Origin of the sequence: Phenylobacterium sp. (assembly GCF_030697925.1) — a bacterium.
GTDB lineage: Bacteria > Pseudomonadota > Alphaproteobacteria > Caulobacterales > Caulobacteraceae > Phenylobacterium.
The window spans coordinates 60,632-82,119 of record NZ_JAUYOJ010000036.1 but is presented as its reverse complement, the minus strand read 5'-3'; the positions used below and the strand labels follow the sequence as shown (position 1 = coordinate 82,119).

General features: G+C 69.2%; 25 protein-coding genes. 12 read left to right on the top strand and 13 right to left on the bottom strand.

What is annotated here, in order from left to right:
• Positions 1-150: 150 nt before the first annotated feature.
• Positions 151-879, bottom strand: a complete 729-nt coding sequence (locus Q8Q88_RS04565; protein ID WP_305674017.1) for an SDR family oxidoreductase — start codon at positions 877-879, stop codon at positions 151-153.
• Between the two features lie 27 nt (positions 880-906).
• Entirely contained in the window at positions 907-1,107 is a 201-nt protein-coding gene (locus Q8Q88_RS04560) for a hypothetical protein (RefSeq protein ID WP_305674016.1), read from the bottom strand.
• Between the two features lie 14 nt (positions 1,108-1,121).
• Between Q8Q88_RS04560 and Q8Q88_RS04555 the strand changes: the two genes are divergently transcribed.
• The 7 genes from Q8Q88_RS04555 to Q8Q88_RS04525 all read left to right on the top strand — a co-directional run bounded on the left by Q8Q88_RS04555 (position 1,122) and on the right by Q8Q88_RS04525 (position 8,521).
• The gene (locus tag Q8Q88_RS04555; RefSeq protein WP_305674015.1) at positions 1,122-1,706 is read left to right on the top strand and encodes a YdcF family protein; all 585 of its coding nucleotides are present in this window, start codon (positions 1,122-1,124) and stop codon (positions 1,704-1,706) included.
• A gap of 65 nt (positions 1,707-1,771) precedes the next feature.
• A complete protein-coding gene (locus Q8Q88_RS04550) occupies positions 1,772-2,707 on the top strand; it encodes an SMP-30/gluconolactonase/LRE family protein (RefSeq protein WP_305674014.1) in 936 nt (311 codons plus the stop codon).
• 187 nt (positions 2,708-2,894) lie between these two features.
• On the top strand, positions 2,895-4,334 hold the full coding sequence (locus Q8Q88_RS04545; RefSeq protein ID WP_305674013.1) for an aldehyde dehydrogenase family protein: 1,440 nt from the start codon (positions 2,895-2,897) through the stop codon (positions 4,332-4,334).
• Between the two features lie 284 nt (positions 4,335-4,618).
• The gene (locus Q8Q88_RS04540) at positions 4,619-6,172 is read left to right on the top strand and encodes a long-chain-fatty-acid--CoA ligase (protein WP_305674012.1); all 1,554 of its coding nucleotides are present in this window, start codon (positions 4,619-4,621) and stop codon (positions 6,170-6,172) included.
• 25 nt (positions 6,173-6,197) lie between these two features.
• A complete protein-coding gene (locus tag Q8Q88_RS04535) occupies positions 6,198-7,133 on the top strand; it encodes an alpha/beta hydrolase (RefSeq protein ID WP_305674011.1) in 936 nt (311 codons plus the stop codon).
• A gap of 11 nt (positions 7,134-7,144) precedes the next feature.
• Entirely contained in the window at positions 7,145-7,936 is a 792-nt protein-coding gene (locus Q8Q88_RS04530) for an AraC family transcriptional regulator (protein ID WP_305674010.1), read from the top strand.
• Between the two features lie 69 nt (positions 7,937-8,005).
• Positions 8,006-8,521, top strand: a complete 516-nt coding sequence (locus tag Q8Q88_RS04525) for a GNAT family N-acetyltransferase (RefSeq protein ID WP_305674009.1) — start codon at positions 8,006-8,008, stop codon at positions 8,519-8,521.
• Here Q8Q88_RS04525 and Q8Q88_RS04520 read toward each other — a convergent pair.
• A complete protein-coding gene (locus Q8Q88_RS04520; RefSeq protein ID WP_305674008.1) occupies positions 8,518-9,807 on the bottom strand; it encodes an adenosylmethionine--8-amino-7-oxononanoate transaminase in 1,290 nt (429 codons plus the stop codon). The two genes, Q8Q88_RS04525 and Q8Q88_RS04520, sit on opposite strands and share 4 nt — an antisense overlap.
• Positions 9,808-9,881: 74 nt before the next feature.
• On the opposite strand from Q8Q88_RS04520, the gene bioF reads away from it, so the two are divergent.
• Both bioF and bioD read left to right on the top strand, forming a co-directional pair.
• Positions 9,882-11,033: an 8-amino-7-oxononanoate synthase gene (gene bioF, locus Q8Q88_RS04515; RefSeq protein WP_305674007.1), complete on the top strand. Its 1,152-nt coding sequence runs from the start codon at positions 9,882-9,884 to the stop codon at positions 11,031-11,033.
• Positions 11,034-11,035: 2 nt separating this feature from the next.
• Complete coding sequence (gene bioD, locus Q8Q88_RS04510) at positions 11,036-11,692, top strand: dethiobiotin synthase (RefSeq protein ID WP_305674006.1); 657 nt, start codon at positions 11,036-11,038, stop codon at positions 11,690-11,692.
• Positions 11,693-11,708: 16 nt separating this feature from the next.
• Here bioD and Q8Q88_RS04505 read toward each other — a convergent pair whose 3' ends face one another.
• Both Q8Q88_RS04505 and nhaA read right to left on the bottom strand, forming a co-directional pair.
• Positions 11,709-12,023, bottom strand: coding sequence for a hypothetical protein (locus Q8Q88_RS04505; RefSeq protein WP_305674005.1), 315 nt, complete (start codon positions 12,021-12,023; stop codon positions 11,709-11,711).
• 72 nt (positions 12,024-12,095) lie between these two features.
• Positions 12,096-13,280, bottom strand: a complete 1,185-nt coding sequence (gene nhaA, locus Q8Q88_RS04500) for a Na+/H+ antiporter NhaA (RefSeq protein WP_305674004.1) — start codon at positions 13,278-13,280, stop codon at positions 12,096-12,098.
• 124 nt (positions 13,281-13,404) lie between these two features.
• On the opposite strand from nhaA, the gene Q8Q88_RS04495 reads away from it, so the two are divergent.
• Both Q8Q88_RS04495 and Q8Q88_RS04490 read left to right on the top strand, forming a co-directional pair.
• The gene (locus Q8Q88_RS04495) at positions 13,405-14,823 is read left to right on the top strand and encodes a protein adenylyltransferase SelO (RefSeq protein ID WP_305674003.1); all 1,419 of its coding nucleotides are present in this window, start codon (positions 13,405-13,407) and stop codon (positions 14,821-14,823) included.
• Between the two features lie 44 nt (positions 14,824-14,867).
• Complete coding sequence (locus tag Q8Q88_RS04490; RefSeq protein ID WP_305674002.1) at positions 14,868-15,188, top strand: plasmid stabilization protein; 321 nt, start codon at positions 14,868-14,870, stop codon at positions 15,186-15,188.
• On the opposite strand, the gene Q8Q88_RS04485 is transcribed toward Q8Q88_RS04490, so the two are convergent.
• The 3 genes from Q8Q88_RS04485 to Q8Q88_RS04475 are packed head-to-tail and all read right to left on the bottom strand — an operon-like array spanning position 15,185 to position 17,549.
• Positions 15,185-16,078 (bottom strand): DMT family transporter, encoded by an 894-nt coding sequence (locus Q8Q88_RS04485; protein WP_305674001.1) that lies wholly within the window; start codon positions 16,076-16,078, stop codon positions 15,185-15,187. The two genes, Q8Q88_RS04490 and Q8Q88_RS04485, sit on opposite strands and share 4 nt — an antisense overlap.
• Entirely contained in the window at positions 16,071-16,910 is an 840-nt protein-coding gene (gene gluQRS / locus Q8Q88_RS04480; protein WP_305674000.1) for a tRNA glutamyl-Q(34) synthetase GluQRS, read from the bottom strand. The genes Q8Q88_RS04485 and gluQRS overlap by 8 nt, the downstream gene beginning before the upstream one ends.
• Before the next feature lie 9 nt (positions 16,911-16,919).
• A complete protein-coding gene (locus Q8Q88_RS04475; protein WP_305673999.1) occupies positions 16,920-17,549 on the bottom strand; it encodes a TetR/AcrR family transcriptional regulator in 630 nt (209 codons plus the stop codon).
• 781 nt (positions 17,550-18,330) lie between these two features.
• Here Q8Q88_RS04475 and Q8Q88_RS04470 point away from each other — a divergent pair.
• A complete protein-coding gene (locus Q8Q88_RS04470; protein WP_305673998.1) occupies positions 18,331-18,891 on the top strand; it encodes an HNH endonuclease in 561 nt (186 codons plus the stop codon).
• Here the strand turns inward: Q8Q88_RS04470 and Q8Q88_RS04465 are convergent.
• Genes Q8Q88_RS04465 through Q8Q88_RS04445 form a run of 5 tightly spaced genes read right to left on the bottom strand, consistent with a single transcriptional unit; the run spans position 18,888 to position 21,468 of the window.
• Positions 18,888-19,154, bottom strand: a complete 267-nt coding sequence (locus Q8Q88_RS04465; protein ID WP_305673997.1) for a DUF1294 domain-containing protein — start codon at positions 19,152-19,154, stop codon at positions 18,888-18,890. The two genes, Q8Q88_RS04470 and Q8Q88_RS04465, sit on opposite strands and share 4 nt — an antisense overlap.
• Positions 19,151-19,786 (bottom strand): N-acetyltransferase, encoded by a 636-nt coding sequence (locus tag Q8Q88_RS04460; RefSeq protein WP_305673996.1) that lies wholly within the window; start codon positions 19,784-19,786, stop codon positions 19,151-19,153. The genes Q8Q88_RS04465 and Q8Q88_RS04460 overlap by 4 nt, the downstream gene beginning before the upstream one ends.
• Positions 19,783-20,346 (bottom strand): demethoxyubiquinone hydroxylase family protein, encoded by a 564-nt coding sequence (locus tag Q8Q88_RS04455; protein WP_305673995.1) that lies wholly within the window; start codon positions 20,344-20,346, stop codon positions 19,783-19,785. Before Q8Q88_RS04455 ends, Q8Q88_RS04460 begins: the two co-directional genes overlap by 4 nt.
• On the bottom strand, positions 20,343-20,858 hold the full coding sequence (locus Q8Q88_RS04450; protein ID WP_305673994.1) for a disulfide bond formation protein B: 516 nt from the start codon (positions 20,856-20,858) through the stop codon (positions 20,343-20,345). Before Q8Q88_RS04450 ends, Q8Q88_RS04455 begins: the two co-directional genes overlap by 4 nt.
• A 34-nt stretch (positions 20,859-20,892) precedes the next feature.
• Entirely contained in the window at positions 20,893-21,468 is a 576-nt protein-coding gene (locus Q8Q88_RS04445; protein ID WP_305673993.1) for a YqaA family protein, read from the bottom strand.
• Positions 21,469-21,488 lie beyond the last annotated feature (20 nt).

The following is a 21,488-nucleotide window of genomic DNA, read 5'->3' as shown; positions in this document are numbered from 1 at the left end:
CGCGGCCCTTCTCGTGGGCGTAGACGCCGATCTCGGCGTCGATCTTCAAGCCGGTCACGAAGATCTTGGTCATGACCGTACGGCCTTGCGGCGCGGCGATGGGTTCGGCAGGCGTCTCCTGGAGCGGCGAAAGGGCCAAGGTCATATCCTTCAGGTCAGGTGCTGACCGGCGTCGACGGCGATCATCTGGCCGGTCACTGACGTCGCGTCAATCAGGTAGCGCAGGGCGTGGCCGATCTCGGTCGGGTCCACCGCGTGTCGCAATAGGGTCGCTTCGACCTCGCGTTGAAATTCCTCGGGCTGCTGGTGGATCGAGGCCAGGACCGGGCCCGGCCCTATGGCGTTCACCCGGATGCGGGGCGCCAGGCCCTTTGCCAGCATCTGGGTGGCGGCCCAGAGCGCGCTCTTGGACAGCGAATAGCTGAAGAAGTTCGGGCTGGGGCTCAGCACCCGCTGGTCCAGGATATTGACGATTAGACCGGTGCGGTCGGCGGGCAGGCGCCGGGCGAAGGCCTGGGCCAGGACCATGGGCGCGCGGAGATTGGTCTCCAGGTGGGCATCCCACGAGGCGCGGTTCATGGAGGTGAAGCTGTCGTCCTCGAACACCGAGGCGCAGTTGACCAGCAGGGTGATGGGGCCGAGCTCGCCCTCGGCCTCGGCCACCAGGGGGGCCGTCGCCGCTTCCTGGCGCAGGTCGCAGGTGTGGATGGAGACCTTGCGTCCGCGGGCGCGCACATCGGCGGCGGCGGACTGGGCGTCGTCATCGACGGCCCGGACGTGGATGGCGACGTCGAAGCCGGCCTCGGCGCAGGCCAGGGTCAGCGCCCGGCCGATCCGCCGCGCCCCGCCGGTGACCAGGGCCGCGCCGCGCGAGGTCACGGGCACGTCCGGCGCCCCGCCAGCCGCCTAGTCGAGCCGGCCGAACTCGAAATAGTTCAGGGCGCCGACGACGACGAGGAAGGCGAGGATCATCAGGATCGCGGTCATGGCGGGCTCCGGCTGTGGTCGTGCGGCTTTAGCGGCGGGCCGGGACGCGTGCAATACAGATCGTAACACCAGGTGATTTGCCGCGCCGCCGGCCGATCCGGTCAAATCAGCCCGTGTCATGGCGAGGACCTCCGGTGGCCCCCGAAACGGATGAACTGTCGGCCGACTTGGTGGAGACCATCAATCGTCGCCACCTGATCCGCACGCCGCTCGAGCCCGCCGATCTGCTCTTCGTATTCGGCACCCGGCACGGGGTCGCCGAGTTCGTCGCCGCCATCGCCGAGCTCTGGCGCGGAGGATACTTCCGTTGGGCCCTGGTCAGCGGCGGGCCGACGCTCGGGGACCCCGAGGACGAGGCGAGCGTGCTGTCGCGCCTGATGGTGGAGGCCGGCGTGCCGCGCGACATTATCCTGCTGGAGCGCCAGGCGATGAACACCGGCGAGAACGTGATCTTCTCGCTGCCGATCCTGGAAGGGCAGATCGGCCTGGCCAATATCGGCTCGCTGATCGCTGTGGGCAAGCTGCACACCTCGGCGCGCTACCTCATGACCCTGCATCGCCACTGGCCGGGGGTGCGCAAGATGCTGGTCGTGGTGAACTATCACGACCATCCCGCCGAGGCCTGGCACAGGCATCCGGGGTTGAGGGCCGACGTCCTGCGGGAGTGGCGCAAGATCGAACCATACAAGGCCGCGGGATTTATCGTCGACCTTCCCTGACCTTGGCGCTTGTCTTCCGTCGGTCTCACGGCCCAAGCTGAAAAGAAAACCCGGGAAGAAACGCCATGCCGCTCGCACCCATTCCGCCCAGCGCCTTCACCAAGGTCGCCGTCGGCATCGACCGGCCCGAGGACGTGGTCGTCTCCCGCGACGGCCGGGTGTTCGCGTCCGACCACCAGTGCGCCGTGGCCGAGATCTTCCCCGACGGCTCATTCAAGCGGTTGGGGCCCAGGGGCGGGGCTCCCAACGGGATCAACATGGACCCGCAGGGCCGGGTGCTGATCGCCAACTTCGGGATCTACGACAAGGAGGAGGGACCGCTGGAGCGGTTCGACCCGGCCACCGGTCTGCGCGAGACCCTGGTCGCCGAGGTTGGCGGCAAGCGGCTGACCAGCGCCAACTATCCGGTGGTCGACCGCGCCGGGAATATCTGGTGCGCCAACTCCACCCATGCCGAGACCTGGCCCCAGGCCCTGGACGGCCGCGCCGACGGCTTCGTCTTCGTGCTGCGGCCCGACGGCTCGAGCCAAGTCGTCGCCGAGGGGCTGAAATTCCCCAACGGCCTGGCGCTGTCGGCCGACGATGGCTTCCTCTATTGCGCCCAGACCAGCGGCGCAGACGTCATGCGCTTTCGCGTCCTGGCTGGCGGCAAGCTGGGCAAGGGCGAACGCTATGGTCCGGTGCTGGGAAAACTGCAGGGCCGCGACGAGCCGCCGGTCGCCAAGCCGGACCTCGGCTATACTGACGGAGTCGGCATGGACGCTCTGGGCAATCTCTGGGTCTGCCTGCCCGGCGCCGACAAGGTGGTGGCCATCACGCCCTCGGGCGAGGTGGTCACGGTGATCCACGATCCGACGGGCGAGATCGTCAACCATCCGACCAACGTCACCTGGGGCGGCCCGGACCTGACGGACCTCTATATCGGCTCGATCCGCGCCGATTATGTGCTGAAGGCCAGGAGCCCGGTTGCGGGACAGCCGCACGTTCACCAGATGGCGTAGGCTACGGACGGTTGCGGCTATTTATTTATGGTGTAAATCGTTGGTCGCTCCGGCGAAAAATCCGAGCTTTCGCTGAGCTTGGCGGCCATTGGGGCTTCCCCAGTGATCGCCGATCACTAAAATGCTTGTTTGAAGCCGGGCGGGGAACCTGCCGGCCACCCCCTAACGAACGATCCGGGAGGACGTCATGCGCGAGTACCTGAAGTTCTATATCGACGGCAAATGGGTCGAGCCCGTCGAGTTGAAGACGCTGGACGTCATCAATCCGGCCACCGAGGAGGTCGCCGGCAAGATCGCGCTCGGTTCGGCCGCCGACGTCGACAAGGCCGTCATGGCCGCGCGCAAGGCCTTCCCGGCCTGGTCGCAGACCAGCCGCGAGGAGCGCCTGGAAGTGCTGGGCCGTATCCTGGCCGAATACCAGAAGCGCTTCGGCGACCTGGCCACCGCCGTGACCGAGGAAATGGGCGCCCCGTCCTCCCTGGCCCAGCGCGCCCAGGTGCCGATCGGCATGGGCCACCTGGCCACGGCCGTGGAAGTGCTGAAGACCTTCAAGTTCGAGGACGACCGCGGCCCGACCATGATCGTCAAGGAACCGATCGGTGTCTGCGGGTTCATCACCCCCTGGAACTGGCCGCTGAACCAGATCGTCTGCAAGGTGGCCCCGGCCATCGCCACGGGCTGCACCATGGTGCTGAAGCCCTCGGAAGTGGCCCCGTTCTCGGGTCAGATCTTCGCCGAGATCATGCATGCGGCGGGCGTCCCGGCCGGCGTGTTCAACCTGGTCCACGGCGACGGCCTGGGCGTGGGCGTGCCGCTCTCCAGCCATCCGGAAGTGGACATGGTCTCGTTCACCGGCTCGACCCGCGCCGGCATCGAGGTGGCCAAGAATGCCGCCCCGACCGTCAAGCGCGTCGCCCAGGAGCTGGGCGGCAAGAGCCCGAACATCATCCTGGACGACGAGGTCCTGTCCAAGGGCGTCGCCCGCGGCGTCGCCACCATGATGGTCAATTCCGGCCAGTCCTGTAACGCGCCCACCCGCATGCTCGTCCCCTCCAAGCGCATGGACGAGGCGATCACCGCGGCCCGCGAGGCGGCTTCCACGGTCACCGTCGGCGATCCGAACGGCAACGCCCAGCTCGGCCCGGTGGTCTCCGAGGTGCAGTTCAACAAAATCCAGAAGCTGATCCAGGCCGGCATCGACGAGGGCGCGACCCTGGTCATCGGCGGGGTCGGCCGTCCGGAAGGCCTGGACAAGGGTTATTATGTGAAGCCCACCGTCTTCGCCAACGTCACCAACGAGATGACCATCGCCAAGGAAGAGATCTTCGGCCCCGTGCTGTCGATCCTCGGCTATGAGACGCTCGACCAGGCCATCGAGGTCGGCAACGACACCGAGTACGGCCTGGCCGCCTACGTCAACGGCGCCGATCTCGCCAAGGCCCGGCAGGTGGCGTCGAAGCTGCGCGCGGGCCAGGTGTCGATCAACGGCGGCGGCGGCGACATGATGGCTCCCTTCGGCGGCTACAAGATGAGCGGCAACGGGCGCGAGTGGGGCGACTACGCCTTCCACGAGTTCCTGGAGACCAAGGCGATGCTCGGCTACGCGCCGAAGATCGCCGCGGAGTAGGTACGATCTAGATCCTCCCCCAGTAGAGGGGAGGCGGCTCCAGTCGGGCTGGTCGTCCTTCTCCCCTTGCGGGAGAAGGTGGCCGCCTGGAAGGCGGTCGGATGAGGGGTCGCGCTCCCTCATCCGCGCTGTCGCCGGGCTTTAGCCGGAGAGTTCTGAGAGACCCCTCATCCGACCTTGCTCCGCAAGGCCACCTTCTCCCGCAGGGGGAGAAGGAAAAGGGGGGCCTCAATGTTTGCCGATCGTCCCGTGAAGAGGACGGCAGGCTCGGTCAGGGAGGATAGATGTCCCAGGGCATCACATGCGTGGCCGACGTGTCGCGCCACCATGCGCGTGTCCGGCCCGACGCCCAGGCCCTGTGGTTCGAGGGCGAGGCGATCAGCTTCGCGCAGTTCGACGCCATGTCCTCCCAATGCGCCCAGGCCCTGCGCGCGGCGGGCGTCCAGCCCGGCGACCGGGTCGGGACCCTGGGCAAGGGGAACGCCGACTTCTTCGTCCTCTGGTTCGGTTGCCTGAAGCTCCGCGCCTGCCTGACGCCGGTGAACTGGCGGCTGGCTCCGCCGGAGATCGCCTTTATCCTCAAGGACGCCGGCTGCAAGCTGCTGGTGGTCGGCCAGGATTATGCGGAGACGATCGCCGGTCTCGACCTGCCCGACCTCGCCGCCGTGATCCAGTTCGAGCCAGGTCATTCGGTCTGGCCGGGCTTCCGGGCCTGGATCGGGGCCCACCCGGCCATCGATCCGGCCCTGGTCGCGCTGCCCGACGACGACGTCATCCAGCTCTACACCTCCGGCACCACCGGCCTGCCCAAGGGCGTTCAGCTCACCGAGACCAACTACGCGGCCTGTTTCGAGGGCGCGACCCAGGTCTGGGCCAGGTTCGATCCGGGCGACGGGGTGCTGGTCGCCATGCCCCTGTTCCATGTGGCCGGCGCCAATCTGGGCATGCTGTCGCTGATGCAGGGCGCGCGGGCCGTGATCATGCGCGAGGTCGATATCGCCGCCCTGCTGACTCTGATCGGCGAACACCGGATCAAGCACGCGTTCATGGCGCCGGCGATCATCAACATGGTGCTGCAGCACCCTGCCCAAGCGGAGGCCGACCTCTCCAGCCTGCGTCACATCTACTATGGCGCCTCGCCGATCTCCGAAGAGGTGCTGACCCGCGCCCAGGCGCGGTTCGGCGCGGACTTCATGCAGCTCTACGGCCTGACCGAGACCATCGGCGGCGGGACCTATCTGCCGCCGGAGGCCCACGACCCGGCGCTGGGCAAGCTGCGGGCCTGCGGCAAGCCGACCCCGGGCTACGAGATCCGCATCCGGGTCGACGGCCGCGACGCCGCCGTCGGCGAGGTGGGCGAGATCGAGATCCGCTCGAGCGGGATCATGAAGGGTTATTGGAACCGCCCCGACGCCACCGCGGAGGCCATCTGCCCCCAGGGCTGGTTCAAGAGCGGCGACGCCGGCTATTTCGACGCCGACGGCTACCTGTTCATCCACGACCGGGTGAAGGACATGATCGTCTCGGGCGGCGAGAATATCTATCCGGCCGAGGTGGAGAACGCCCTCATGGGCCATCCCGACGTGGCCGACGCAGCGGTGATCGGCGTGCCCGACGAGCGCTGGGGCGAGGCGGTCAAGGCCATCGTGGTCCTGCGGCCGGGCGCGCAGCCCGACACAGCTTCGATCATCGAACACTGCCGCGCCCAGATCGCCGGCTACAAGGCGCCCAAGTCCGTGGACTATGTCGCCGTCCTGCCGCGCAATCCGTCCGGCAAGGTCCTGCGCCGCGAGCTGCGCGATCCCTATTGGCAAGGCCAGACCCGCAAGGTCGGCTGAGGTTTCACCAGAGAAGGCATTTCCGATGGACCCGCATTTCAAGGCCTTGATCGCCGAGCAGGAAGCCGCCGCGGCGGGGCAGGAGATGCCGCCGCTCGACGCCCTGCCGCCGGAGATGATCCGCGCCGGCTACCGCATGCAGCGCCAGGCCCAGAACCTGAACGCGCCCAAGGATGTGACGGCGACCGACCTTGAGGTCGACGGCGCGGCGGGGCCCATCGGGGCGCGGCTCTACACCCCCGCCGGGGCCGGGGCGACCACGCCGGGCCTGGTCTATTTCCACGGCGGCGGCTTCGCTATCGGTGACCTGGAGACCCACGACGGCCATTGCCGAAGGCTGGCGGCCTATTCCGGCTACCGGGTCCTGGCCATCGACTACCGGCTGGCCCCCGAGCATCCGTTCCCGGCGGGCCACGACGACTGCCTGGCGGCCACCAAATGGGCCTTCGACCATGCCGCGGAGATCGGCTTCGATCCGGAGCGCATCGCGGTCGGCGGCTGCTCGGCCGGCGGCAACCTTGCGGCTTCGATCTCCATCGACCTGAAGAACGACCCCGAGCGCAAGCTGGCCTTCCAGCTGCTGCTCTATCCGGGTATCTGGCCGGACCAGGAGACCCAGTCGCGCAAGGACCTGGACGGGCCGATCCTGACCAAGGCGGCCATCGCCTGGTTCGACAAGTGCCTGGCCGCCGCCGGCCATCCGCAGAGCCACCGCGCCATCCTGGGCTCCAAGGTCGACCTGGCCGGCGCTCCGCCCGCCCTGGTGGTCACCGCCGGCTACGACCCCCTGAAGGACGAGGGCCGCGACTACGCCGCGCGCCTCAACGCGGCCGGGGTGAAGGCTCAGCATGTCGAGTACAAGGACATGGTCCACGACTTCTACAGCATGGGCGACGTCTCCCCCGCCGTGGACGTGGCGACCAAGGAGACGGTGGCGGTCCTCAAGGCGGCGCTTGGCTGAGGCGAGCGGGCGTGACGAAGGGCCAGTTCAGGGTTCGTCGCTGCGGCCTGGACGGGGTCGAGGCCGTCGAGGCGCGGACACGTCATGCCTTCCCCCGCCACATCCACGAGCAGTTCGGCGTGGGCGTGGTGGACGACGGAGGTCAGGTCTCGCGAAGCGGACGCGGCATGGTCGAGGCCGTGGCCGGCGACACCATCACGGTCAATCCGGGCGAGGTCCATGACGGCGCGCCCATCGGCGAGGGCGGCCGCGCCTGGCGGATGCTCTATTTCGACCCGTCCCTGATCGCCGCCGCCGCCGATGAGGTGCGTCCGGGCGGGCGGCTGGAGTTCCAGCTTCCGGTGGTCAGGACGCCGCGCGTGGCCCGGCGGTTCAGGGCGCTGTTCGCGGCGATGACGACGCAGGGCGAGGACAGCGAGGCGCTGTTGCTCATGCTGCTGGCCGACCTGATGCGCGAGCAGGGCGGCCTGGCGCCTCAGGTGTCGGCGCCGGAGGCCCTGGCGATCGCCAGGCGGCGCATCGACGACGACCCGACGGCCGCCGTCACCCTCGCGGACCTGGCGGCCGAGAGCGGCCTGAGCCGGTTCCAGGTGCTGCGGGGCTTCGCCAGGACCACCGGCCTGACCCCGCACGCCTATCTGGTCCAGCGCCGGATCGCGATGGCCCGCCGGATGATCGCCGGCGGTTCGCGCCTGGCGGACGCGGCGCTGGAGAGCGGCTTCGCCGACCAGAGCCACATGACCCGGACCTTCGTGCGCAACTACGGCCTGTCGCCCGGCGCCTACGCCCAGGCCCTGGCCTGAGCCGGCTGCAATCGCGTTCAAGACCAGGTCCGCCCTTTCGTTCTTCCTGTCCCCGGCAGGAGACGACAGATGCACGAAAAGCACCCCTCGCACGGCGTCATACGGCCTTGCCGGCCGCAGGACACCGCCCGGATTCTGGCGATCATCAACGCCGCAGCCGAGGCCTACCGGCCCGTCCTGCCCGCCGATCTATGGCGCGAGCCCTACATGCCGGCCGCCGAACTGGATCACGAGATCGCCGCTGGGGTGGTGTTCACCGGCTATGAGATGGCCGGAGCCCTGGTCGGGGTCATGGGGCTGCAGGCGGTCGGCGACGTCGAGCTGATCCGCCACGCCTATGTGGCGCCCGAACGCCAGGGCCATGGGGTGGGCGGCGCCCTGCTGGATCATATCAGGCGCAGCGCGGGACCCATGCTGGTGGGGACCTGGGCCGCGGCGGACTGGGCGATCGGCTTCTACGAGCGGCACGGCTTCCGCCTGGTCGACCCGGAGCGCAAGGCCGTGTTGCTCCGGACCTATTGGACGGTCCCCGAGCGGCAGATCGAGACCTCGGTGGTGCTGGCGAGCCCTGGGGCGCAGGTCTAGACCCCGCCCGCGCCCGCCTCGACGTCGCCGCCGACCACCGTCACGATCGCTCCCGTCAGCCGCGCCAGCTCCTCGTCCGTCGTCACGAAGGGCGGGGTCAGGTAGACCACCTTGCCCATCGGCCGGATCCAGCAGCCCAGCTCGGCGAAGCGGGCGCACAGGGCCCCGACCGCCACGGGCTCTGCGAACTCCACCACCCCGATGGCGCCGTAGGTGCGGACATCGACCACGCCCTTGGCGGCCCGGCAGGGTTGCAGGCCCTCCGCCAGGGCCGCGTTGATCCGGGCTACGTCGGCCTTCCAGCTTCCCGTCTCGAACAGGTCGAGGCTAGCGTTGGCCGCCGCGCAGGCCAGCGGATTGCCCATATAGGTCGGCCCATGCATCAGGGCCGCGCCGGGGTCGTCGGACCAGAAGGCCTCGAACACCGTGCGCCGGGCGATGGCCGCCGAGAGCGGCAGGGTCCCGCCGGTCAGGGCCTTGGACAGGGTCACGATGTCGGGGATCACGCCGGAGCCCGAGCAGGCGAAGAGATCGCCGGTCCGCCCGAAGCCGACAAAGATCTCATCGAAAATCAATAGCACTCCGTGTTTGTCGGCCAGGCGGCGCAGGGTTTTCAGCACCTCGTCGTCGTGGAACAGCATGCCGCCGGCGCCCTGGACCCGGGGCTCGACGATGATCGCGGCGATCTCGGAACTCTTGTCGGTCAGCAGAGCGTCGAGCGCGGCTTCCGAGTCCACGTCGGTGGGGAGTTTCGCGATGTGCTGGGCGGGCATGACGCCGGCGAACAGGCCGTGCATCCCCTCCTCGGGGTCGCAGATCGTCATGGTCGCCAGGGTGTCGCCATGATAGCCGCCGAGGAAGCTCAGGAACCGGGTGCGGCCCGCGACGCCGCGGTTGATCCAGAACTGCAGGGCCATCTTCATGGCGATCTCGACCGCCACCGAACCGCTCTCGGCGAAGAACACGTGGTCGAGGTCGCCGGGCAGCAGGGCCGCCAGCCGCGCGGCCAGCCGGTAGGCCGGCTCGTGGGCCAGGCCGCCGAACATCACGTGCGGCGCCCGCTCGAGCTGGGCGGTGACCGCCGCGCGAATGTGCGGGTGGTTGTAGCCGTGGCAGGCGGTCCACCACGAGGCTATGCCGTCCACCAGCTCGCGGCCGTCCTCCAGGATGATCCGCGCGCCCTCGGTTCGCGCCACCGGCAGCGGCGGCGGCGCGGTCTTCATCTGGCAGTAGGGGCGCCAGACGTGGTCCGCGCCTTCGGTCATCCAGCTAGGCGGCTGCGGCATGGCGTTGGTTTCCCCAGGAAGCTGACGCAGCGCGCTTTAGCCCAGGGCCATCCTCGTGCATACCGCGTCCCGCCATGACCGACAGCCTCACCGCCTTCGCCCAGGACAAGCTCGCCGCCCTGGAGTCCCGCAGCCTGAAGCGGACCCTGGTCCCCACCCACCGCCTGGACGGCCTCTGGGTCCAGCGGGGCGGGCGGCGGCTGCTCTCCTTCTCCTGCAACGACTACCTGAACCTCTCGCACCACCCGGCGGTGAAGGCCGCGGCCATTCGCGCGGTGGAGGAATATGGCGCCGGCGCCGGGGCCTCGCGCCTGGTCACTGGCGACCATCCCCTGCTTTCGGAGCTGGAGGGTCGGCTGGCGGCGCTGAAGGGCTATGAGGCCGCCTGTGTCTTCGGCTCCGGCTACCTGGCCAATAGCGGCATCATCCCGACGATCATGGGAGCGGCCGACCTGATCCTGGTCGACGAACTGGCCCATTCCTGCATCTGGGCTGGGGCGCAGCTTTCCGGGGCGAAGGTCGTCGCCTTCCGCCACAACGACATGGCCGACCTCGCCGCCAAGCTGGCCGAGCATCGCGGCGAGGCTGCGCGGGCCCTAATCGCCACCGACGGGGTGTTCTCCATGGACGGGGACCTGGCGCCGCTGGACCAGATCAGCGCGCTCGCCCGGGCCCACGACGCCTGGCTGATGGTCGACGACGCCCACGGCCTGGGCGTGGTGGGCGAGGGCAGGGGCGCCGCGGCCATGTTCCCGACCGCCAGGGTCGATCTCGCCATGGGCACCTTCTCCAAGGCGATTGGCGGCTACGGCGCCTATGTCTGCGCCAGCGCCCCGGTGATCGACCTCCTGAAGACCCGCGCCCGCACCCTGGTCTATACGACCGGCCTGCCGCCCGCGAACGCCGCCGCGGCGCTGGCCGCCCTGGACGTCATCGCCGCCGAGCCCGAGCGGGTGGCCGCCCCCCTGGCCAAGGCGCGGCGGTTCACCCGCGCGCTCAACCTGCCGGACGCCACCAGCGCCGTGGTTCCCATCGTGATCGGCGAGGCCGCCACCGCGCTGGCCGCCGCCGCCGCCCTGGAGGCCCAGGGCTTCCTGGCCATCGCTATCCGCCCGCCGACCGTCCCGGCCGGGACCGCCCGCCTGCGCCTGGCCTTCACCGCCGGCCATCCCGACGCCGAGGTCGACCGCCTGGCCGCCGCCGTGCGCGTCCTGCTGGGAGCCTGATCGTGCGCGGCCTCTCCATCGCCGGAGCCCACACCGATGTGGGCAAGACCTATGTGGCTTGCGCCCTGATCCGCGCCGCCGTGGCCCGGGGTAGGCGCGTGGGGGTTCTGAAGCCGGTGGTCAGCGGCTTCGACCCCGAGGACTGGGCCGACAGCGATCCGGGCTGCCTGCTGCGGGCCTTGGGCCTGGCGCCAAACGAGGCCCTGTTGGACGCCGTATCGCCCCTGCGCTTCCGCGCCCCACTGTCACCGCCCATGGCCGCCCGCGCTGAGGGGCGGTCCCTGGCCTATGCGCAGGTGCTGGACGCCTGTCGCCCGTTCCTGGCCGACACCCAGGCCGACCTGAAGATCGTCGAGGGCGCTGGCGGGATCATGTCGCCCATCGCCGAGGATGGGCTCTGCGCCCACCTGCACGCCGACGTCGGGCTGCCGGCGGTGCTGGTTGGCGGCTCATATCTCGGCGCGATCAGCCACACCCTGACCGCCCTCGCCGCCCTCCAGGGTTTCGGCATCCCCATCCACGCGGTGGTGATCAGCCAAAGCGCCGATCCCGACGCGCCGGACTTCGACCAGACCGTCGAGGCGGTCGGCCGGTTCGCTCACATGCCCGTGGTCGCCGCGCGCCGCGGCGACGAGCGCTGGGCCCGCGACCTGCTTTAGACCCCGCCGGCGGGGGTCATCCGCACTTGCGCTCTTCTTTGTATTCGCCGCTGCTGGTGCGCTCGCGCTTGATCTCGCAGCGACCGTCCTTGATTTCTTCCTTCCAGCTCCCGTCGGACTTGCGCTCGAATTTCGAGACCCCGTCGCGGTGCTTGATCTCTTCCTTGTATTCGCCGGGCTTTCGCTCGCGCTTTACCTCGCTGCGCCCGTCCTTGTACTCATAGACCCACTCGCCATGGGACTTGCGGTCGAATTTCTCCACGGGCTGGGCGTGGGCGGCGGCGGCCGCTAGCGAAACGGCGAGGCCGACGGCGACAATCAGGCGTCTCATGGGGCGACTCCGGTTGCGTTCGCCCGGAGGATCGCGCGACCAGCCTGAACCTGTCCTGAACCGGGCTGCGCTCTAGCCCTCGGCGTTGCGCAGTCGTTGGGCCAAGCCCAGCACCGCCATGCCCATCACGGTCGACAGCAGCGATCCGGCCACCACCCCGATCCGCACGTCGGTCTGGGCGGCCATGTCGCCGGGGTCGAAGGCCAGGCCGCCGATGAACAGGCTCATCGTGAACCCCACCCCGCACAGCAGCGAGACCCCGTAGAGCTCCAGCCACTTCGTCCCGGTGGGCCGCCGGGCGATCTTCAGGCCGATGGCCAGGGCGCCCACTCCGAACACCCCGATCTGCTTGCCGACGAAGAGGCCGAGCGCGATGCCCAGCGGGACGGGCCCCAGCAGGGCGCTGGGCGACAGGCCGCTGAACGAGAACCCGGCCGCGGTGAAGGCGAACAACGGCAGGATCAGGAAGGCGACATAGGGGTGAATGCTCTCCATGAAGTGCTCCAGCATCCCGGGCTCGCCCGGCCGCCGCGGGTCGATCGGCACGGTGAAGGCCCCGGCCACCGCAGCGAGCGAAGTGTTGACGCCCGACTTCAGGGTGAAGGCCCACAGAAGGATCAGGCCCGCCGCGTAGAAGAGGCGCGGCGCCCTGTCCCATCGCGACATGGCCGCCAGCACCACGAGCGCGCTCAGGGCTCCAGCGACCATCCGAAGGTCAAGGTCGTGGGTGAACAGCACGCCGATCAGCGATACGGCGATCAGATCGTCGACAATCGCCAAGGTGAGCAAGAAGACGCGAAGCGACGGGGGCAGCTTGGGTGCGGCGACCGCCAGGGCCGCCAGGGCGAAGGCGATATCCGTCGCGACGGGGGTCGGCCAGCCCGCAGGGGCGCCATCAGAGCCCGCGTTCAGCGCGAGATAGACAAGCGCCGGCGCCGCGACGCCGCCGATCGCGGCCATGACCGGCAGGGCCAGCCGCCTGGGATTGGAGAGTTCTCCGCGCAGGATCTCGTTCTTGATCTCCAGTCCGACGACGAAGAAGAAGATCGCCATCAAGCCGTTCTTGATCCACCCATAGGTGGGCATGGTCTCGGCGAATGCGCCGAACTGGACGGTGATCTTGTGATCGATCAGCGCGAAGTAGTGTTCTGAAAGCGGACTGTTGGCCAAGACCAGCGCGCTCGCCGCCGCCGCCACCAGCAGCAGGCCAGAACCTGTTTCGGTCTTGAGGAATTCGAGCGTGGATCGGGTGGACATGGCCCCTGCCTAACACAGGCGCCTAGGGGCGAAACCCGATTTCGGTTCCGCTTGGGATCGCGGGCGATATCAGCCAGAAGAGGCGTCTGGCTCGCGACGCCGCCTCACACGCTTCGGAGTGACCATGCCCGTTTCCCCGGCCTACCGCCCCGAGCCCCATCTGCAGGACCTGGGCCGCGACTTCGCCGACCCGGTGGCGGCGGCGGACTTTCCCATGGCCCTGCTGCGGTTCCGCAACAACCGGGCGGCGGCCACTATCGGCCTGGATACCCTGACCGACGACGAGTGGATCGCCCATTTCGGACGTTTCCAGCCCTTGCCGGGTAACCTCGAGACCCCGCTGGCGATGCGCTATCACGGCCACCAGTTCAGGGTTTACAACCCCGACCTCGGGGACGGTCGCGGCTTCTCGTTCGCCCAGATGCGCGAGGTGGGGACGGGCCGCCTGCTGGAGCTGGGGACCAAGGGCTCCGGCCAGACCCCCTGGTCGCGGCAGGGCGACGGGCGCCTGACCCTGAAGGGCGGAGTCCGCGAGGTGCTGGCCACCGCCATGTTGGAGGCCCTGGGCGTCCCGACCTCGAAGTCCTTCTCGCTGATCGAGACCGGCGAGCCGCTGGCGCGCGGCGACGAGCCCAGCCCGACCCGCTCCTCGGTCCTGGTGCGGCTGTCGCATAGCCATGTCCGTTTCGGCAGCTTCCAGCGCCACGCCTTCCACCAGAAGCCCGAGCGCATCAGCGCCCTCGTCGACCATGTGATCGCGCTCTACTATTCGGAACTGGGGAACGCCCCGGACCACGCCTCGGCCCTGCTAGGCGCGGTGGTCGGCCGCGCGGCGGCCCTGACCGCCAGCTGGATGGCGGCGGGCTTCGTTCACGGGGTGCTGAACACCGACAATATGAACATCACCGGGGAGAGCTTCGACTACGGGCCCTACCGGTTCCTGCCGAAGAACGATCCGAATTTCACCGCCGCCTATTTCGATTCCGCCGGGCTCTACGCCTTCGGCCGCCAGCCGGAGGCGGTGTTCTGGAACCTGCAGCAGTTGGCCGGTTGCCTGTCGCTGGTGAGCGCCCAGGAGCTCCTGGTCGAGGCGCTGAACGGGTTTGGCCCCGCCTATCGCGCCGCCCTGGCCCAGGCGATGCTGGCGCGGCTAGCGCTCAAGAGCCGCTCGCCGGACGACGACGTGGCCTTGGTGAATTCCGCCTTCCGCGCCATCTCGGTAGGGGGCGAGCGCCTGCGCTGGGAACCGTTCTTCTTCGACTGGTTCGGCGGCGGTGAGGCCCGGGCCTTGGCGGGCCTGCGGGGCGACATCTATGTCGGGGAGGGCTTCACGGATTTCCGCGATCTGCTGAAGGCCTACGAGCCGGATTGGCCCGAGCGGCTGGACGCGGCCTATTTCGCCAGGCCTGAGCCGGAAGAGCTGCTCTATGACGAGATCGAGGCGATCTGGGCGGCCATCGACGAGCGCGACGACTGGGCCCCTTTCCAGGCCAAGCTGGCTGCTATCGAGGCCGCGCGCCAGGCCTATGCCCTGGGAACCTGAGGCTCAGTCCCAGGTTGGTCGGTGACCACAGGAGGAGACCCGCCATGCCCCGCGGCGACAAGAGCGCATACACCGACAAGCAGGAACGCAAGGCCGACCACATCGCCGAAGGCTACGAGGCCAGGGGCGTCTCGGAGAAGGAAGCCGAGCGCCGGGCCTGGGCCACGGTCAACAAGGACGACGGCGGCGGCAAGAATCCCGGCGGCTCCGGGCGCGGCAAGAAGACCGGCCATCCGGCGGCGCATACGGGCGGCGAGAAGGGCGGCAAGGCCTCGGCCAGCCGCTCGGCCGCCGAACGCTCAGCCTCGGCGAAGAAGGCCGCGGCGACCCGCAAGCGCAACGCCGAGCACCACGCGTCGCACTAGACCGCCGCCCTCGGCCGCGAGGCCATCTGGGCCAGGACCACGCCGGCCAGGGCGACGCCGGCGCCGAGCGCCTGGACCGTCCCAAGGGCCTCGGCGAACAGCATCCAGCCGAGGATGGCGGCCACCACGGGCTGGACCAGCACCACCACCGAGGCGGTGGCGGCCGGCAGGCGTCCCAGGGCCCAGGCGATGGAGCCCTGGCCGGCCACGTGCATGAGGCCCAGGCCCAGACAGGCGGCCCAGCCCCCGGCGCTCCTCGGCAGCAGGTCCTCGCCCAGCAGGACGGCGGCCAGCAGCAGCAGCGGCGCGCTGGCCATTCCCGACCAGAACATGATCCGCGTGGCCCCCACCGTGCGGCGCGCGGTGCTGACCGCCAGGAAATAGAGGGCGTACCAGACCGCGGTCAGCAGGGAGAAGGCGTCGCCGAGCGGCGGGTTGCTGCCCGGCGCGTGAGCGCCGCGGCCCGCCGCCATCAGCCAGGCGCCGCCGACCGCCAGGGCCACCGCCGCGACGAACAGGTTCCTGGGGCGCTGCTTGAACACCAGCCAGGCCACCGCGGTCACCACCACGGGCGTGAGGTTGGTGAGGACCGTGGCGTTGGCCACCGATGTGAAGGCGATCCCGTAGTGCCAGAAGCTGAGGTCCAGCGCGAAGGCCGCCCCGGCCAGTAGGGCCAGGCGCGGCGCGGCGCCGACCCCGCCATCGGTCTTCTGGGCCATCATGGCGAGCAAAGGCAGGGCGAGGATCACGCGCCAGAAGCCCACCGCCGCGGGCCCGGCGTCGGCCAGCCGCACCAGGATCGGTGCGAGGCCGATCACCGCGGCGCCGAACACCAGCACGGCCAGGGCCTTCAGATGTCCCCGGTCGGACGTCGCGGCGGCCTCAGTCAAAACCCAGCTCCCGTCGCAACGCCTGGGGCGTCATGCCGCCGGCCCGCAGCTCCGCCAGGGCCTGCGCCCGGTCGCGCTTGGCATAGCGCTTGCCGTCCGCGCCCAGCAGCAGGCGATGATGCCGATAGACCGGGGCGGGCAGGTCCAGCAAGGCCTGCAGCCGCCGCTGTACGTGGGTCGCCTGGTAGAGGTCGCAACCCCGGATCACGTGGCTGATCCCCTGCAGGGCGTCGTCGACCACCACGGCCAGGTGATAGGCAACGCCCACATCCTTGCGCGCCAGGACCACGTCGCCGCCCAGGGCCGGATCGACGGGGATGATCCCATGCTCGCCTTGCGGGCCCTCGCCCTCCTCCACGAAGCAAATATCCCCGCCCAGGGCCTGTTCGGCGGCGTCGAGCGACAGCCGCCAGGCGAAGCCCTCCCCGGCCGCCAGGCGCGAGGCCTCTTCGCCTGGGGGCAGGGGCGCGCCACGCCAGGTCTCCATCGCCCCATGCGGCGCGCGGGCGATATCCTCGGCGATCTCCTTGCGAGTGCGGAAACAGCGATAGGTCAGGCCGCGTGCGGTCAGGCGCTCCAGGGCGGCCTGATAGTCCGCCAGATGCTCGGACTGGCGACGGACGGGCCTTTCCCAGTCGAGGCCCAGCCAGGCGAGGTCCTCATGGATCGCGGCCTCGAACTCCGGTCGGCAGCGGGTGGCGTCGATGTCTTCAATGCGCAGGATGAAGCGACCGTCCGCCCGGCGCGCCGCCGCATGGGCGCTCAGCGCAGAAAAGGCGTGGCCGCGATGCAGCAGGCCGGTGGGGGAGGGGGCGAAGCGGGTGATGAACACCCGTGAGACTTAGCGGGGTCGGGCGGCGGCGAAAATGCCCAGGTGCTGGAAGGTGGCGCGGATGAAGGCCTCTTCCCCGCCCAGGGCGACCTTCAGATGATCGAACATCTTGAAGCTGATCATCTCGGCCATGCCGTGGGCGGCGCACCAGGCGGCGTTGGTGGCCAATTCCAGGTCGATCTCGTTGTTCACGTCGGCGCCGGCCTCGATGAAGGTGTCTCGCACCTGACAGTAGGCGCTGTCGTCTTGCATGTGGGCGTGGTCGGGGAGCGCTTCCTTGTCGCGGGAGGAATCGTACATCACGCGGTAGAGCGCTGGGTTGGCCTGGGCGAAACGGACATAGGACACGCCCAGGCCGGTGAGCTTGTCCTGGATGGTGGTCGCCTCCGCCTTGGCCTTGGCCATCTGGGCGTTCAGCATGTCCCAGCCTTCGTGGGCCACGGCGTCCAGCAGTTCGCCCTTGTCCTTGAAGTGGTGATAGGGCGCGGCGGGACTGACCCCGGCCTCCCGGGCGACCGCGCGGAGCGACAGCGCCGTGGGCCCTTCGGACTCCAGCAGGCGACGGGCCGCGTCGATCAGCGCGCGGCGCAGATCGCCGTGGTGATAGGGGCGGTTTTCGGCGGCAGCAGTTTCTCTCATCGCGGGCACTCTAAATCTGAATCTGGACGGCGTAAAGATCATCTTGACGCCGTTCAGATCGCTGCTATCTTAGCATTGTTCAAATAAGAAACGCCCCCGCTCCCCCGGGGTTCAAACTGAAAGGTGTGTGTCATGTCTCTCGCTGGTCTTACCCATTTCGAACGGTTCTTCGACCGGATCGCCCCCGCGTTCCTCCTGGTTCTCGGCCTGGGTGTCGCCGCCGCCACCGCGGCCCTCGGCGCCTAAGCTCCAAACCCAACCCCGCGACGGGAAGGGGGCCTCCGGGCCCCCTTTTCATTTGTCCCAGCCTGCCTATCTCGGCCTATACGTTTTCTAATAGCTTACGTTGTAAAATGTATCTGTACATTGTTCAGATGCGGGGTATCTTAGCGTTGTCCAGATGGACGGGGAGCCGGCGCCGCCGGGGCCCAAACCCAAAAAGGAATGAAACCATGTCTGCTCTTTCGAACATCGGCCGCCTTTTCGACGCCACCGTCGCCGTCGCCTTCGTTCTCATCAGCCTGAGCCTTGCCGGCGCCACCGCGGCCGTCGGCGTCTAGTGTCCCGCGATCCCGCCCCGTCCACGGTCTGATCCTCCCGAACCGTGAGACGGGGTGATGCGCTCCAGGTCATGGAGCTGTCTTGAAAACTGCCTTATAGTTCGTTGGTCATGAGAATCGCCGTCCGGAGATTCGAGGACGACCAGATCGCGAAAGGGGGCCTGTCTTCAGTCTCTACGCGTACGCCATAGGCGCGGGTCCGCGCCGACGGAGGTCCAGCCATGCAGGTGCTTAGCCACCCGCCGTCCGGCTGGCCCTGTCTCGTGCTGAACGCCGACTTCCGGCCCCTCAGCTACTATCCGCTGTCCCTCTGGCCCTGGCAGGAGGTGATCAAGGCGGTGTTCCTCGACCGGGTCGACGTGGTCTCGACCTACGACCACGAGGTCCATTCCCCGTCCTTCGCCATGCGCCTGCCCAGCGTCGTCTCGCTGAAGCACTATGTGCCGCAGGACCGGCCTCCGGCCTTCACCCGCTTCAACCTGTTCCTGCGCGACGCTTTCACCTGCCAGTACTGCCGGGTGGGCGAGGACCTGACCTTCGACCATGTGGTGCCGCGCTCGCGCGGCGGGCGGACGACCTGGGAGAACATCGTCACCGCCTGCGCCCGCTGCAACCTGCACAAGGGCGGGCGCACGCCGCACGAAGCCCACATGCATCCTTTCCACAAACCCCGGCGGCCCACCGCCCACGAACTGCAGGACCGTGGCCGTAAGTTCCCGCCGCACCATCTGCACCAGAGCTGGCTCGACTATCTCTACTGGGACATCGAGCTCGAGGCCTAGGCAGGCGCCAGAACCAGCCACGCCGCCCCGGCCAGGACCTGTGCCGCCAGAATGACGAGCAGGATCGCCCCGAACGGTTGCTTGCGGGTCTTATGGCGGAAGGCCTGCTGGGCGGCGACGGCGCCGAGGCTTCCGCCGATGGCGGCCAGCATCAGCAGAATGCGTTCGGGGATGCGCCGTTCGCCGCGCTCGGCGCGCGCCTTGTCCCAGCCCATGGCCGCGAAGGCCGCGAGGTTGACCGCGGCGAGGTAGAGCAGGATCAACGCGGCTCGCGCCACATGGCCCACATGATCGGCGAGTCCGGCCGGGGCTGGATCTCCCGGGTCACCTCGAAGCCGTGGCGGCGGTACAGCGGCACATTGGCGGGGCTGGAGCTCTCCAGATAGGCCGGCAGACCCAACGCGTCGACGCGCTCCAGGCCGGCGGCGATCAGGCGGCTTCCGACGCCAAGGCCCTGGGCTTCGGGCCGAACGCCCACGAACCACAGATAGACGTGCGGCCGCTCCATGGGATGGTGCTTGTCCATGGCCGCGCGCATGGCCGACATCCGCGACAGCCGCGAGAACCCGGTGGCGGCGAGGACCGTCGGCATGACCCGCAGCTCCTCAAGCAGCGACGAGGGGCCCAGGCTTTCCGATGGCAGCCAGATCGAGGCCGCCCCGCCGCTGGCCGGCTGCAGCACCTCGCCGTCGGCGAGCGCCATGCCGACCAGCCGCTTGAACAGCCGCAGGCGCGCGGCGTCGCGCTTTGCGTCGTCGCGCATGAACCAGTCGAACATCGGGTCGGTGGCGAAGGCCGCGGAGAGGTCCTCCGCCACGCCCTGGAGATCGGCGGCCCTCGCCCGGACCGGCGTCTCCGAGCCGCGGCGCAGGGCGATGATCTCGGCCTCGGTCATAGCTTCTCGCTGATCTTGATAGCTGCCCGGCAGCCGGCGCGGATCACCGCCGACAGTACGGCGTAGCCTGGCGCCTCCTTAGCGCCCTCCGCCAGGGCCTGGTCGCGATGGGCCAGCTCCTCGTCGCGGAACTTGGAAAGCTCGGCGGCCAGCTCCGGCTCGCGGCGCTCCAGCTCGGCGATCTGGCCGGCATAGTGCTCCTCGATCACGGTCTCCACGGCCTCGGTGCAGGCGTGGGCGGCCTTGTCGCCCAGCAGCGCCGTGCCGGCGCCCAGCGCGAAGCCCGCCACCCGCCAGAGCGGCGTCATGACCGTGGGCCGCACGCCGCGCTCGGTCAGCAGCTTGTCGAACCGCGCCAGGTGGACGGCCTCGTGGCCCTCCATCTCCTCCAGCTGGCCGGCGATCCGCTCGTGGCCTGTCGCCTGGGAGAGCACCGCGCGCTGGCCGCGATAGATATGCACCGCCCCCAGCTCGCCGGCATGATCGACCCGCAGGATTTCGGCCAGCCGGGAGCTCATGGCGCCGGCGCCAGGGCGCGGCGGGATCGGCTTGGCGTTCATCGCCGGGCCCGTTCGTGGCGAACGGCCAGCAGGCTGAAGATGGTCAGCTTCAGCGAGACCAGGGCGTTCCATCCGGCCATGGACAGGCCGAGGAACACCCAAGCCGCCTCGTCGCAGGCCGGCGGCTTGAGCTTGGCGCCGTTCAGCAGGGCGGCCATGTCGCCGGCGCTGACCGAGGCGCCGGTGCTGGCGCAGGCGGTCGGGCCCGGCCAGAACTTCCACTCCGCCCCGGCGTGATAGACCGCCAGCCCCACGCTGGCGGCGAAGATCAGGGCCAGCAGGGCGTCGAAAACGACTTTGAAGCGCGCGCCATTCGCCGTCCGGACCACCAGCATGCCCGCCAGCGCCACGGCCGCGGCGACCCAATAGACCTCGCGGGCGCGCAGGCAGAGGGTGCAGGGGGCGAGGCCGCCGAAGGTCTCGAAGGCGTGGGCGATGGCCAGCATCAACAGCGACGAGACGAACGCCGTCAGGCGCCAGCGCTCGAGGAAGGGGGTTATGAGACCGCTCATCGCCGCCGATATGATCCTAAAACGCCGCCGGGCTCTAGAGGAGCTTGAGCGCGATGAAGCCGCCCACCAGCACGACCAGGCCGAGCACGGTGTAGAGGGTCAGGCGCTTCTCCACCTCCTCGCGCACCGCGGGTCCGAAATACTTGATCAGGGTGGCGGCCAGGAAGAACCGCGCGCCCCGGGTCACGACGGAGGCCCAGACGAAGGTGAAGAACGAGAATTCGGCCAGGCCGGCGGAGATCGTCACCAGCTTATAGGGGATCGGGGTCAGGCCCTTGATGAGGATCACCCACAGGCCCCACTCCGCGAACCAGGCCTCGAAGGCCGCCTGTCCGCCGGCATTGCCGGTGACCATCAGCAGCCACTCGCCGACCGGACCCAGGAAATGGCCGATCGTGTAGCCCAGCATGCCGCCCAGCACCGAGGCCACGGTGCAGATCGTGGCGTAGACATAGGCGCGATCGGGCCTGGCCAGCACCATGGGCGCCAGCATCACGTCGGGCGGGATGGGGAAGAACGAGCTCTCGGCGAACGAAACGGCCGCCAGGCTGGCCGGGGCGTGGCGCGAGGCGGCCAGGCCCATGACCCAGTCGTAGGTTTTGCGAAGCATGTCGATCCGAAGGGGCGTTC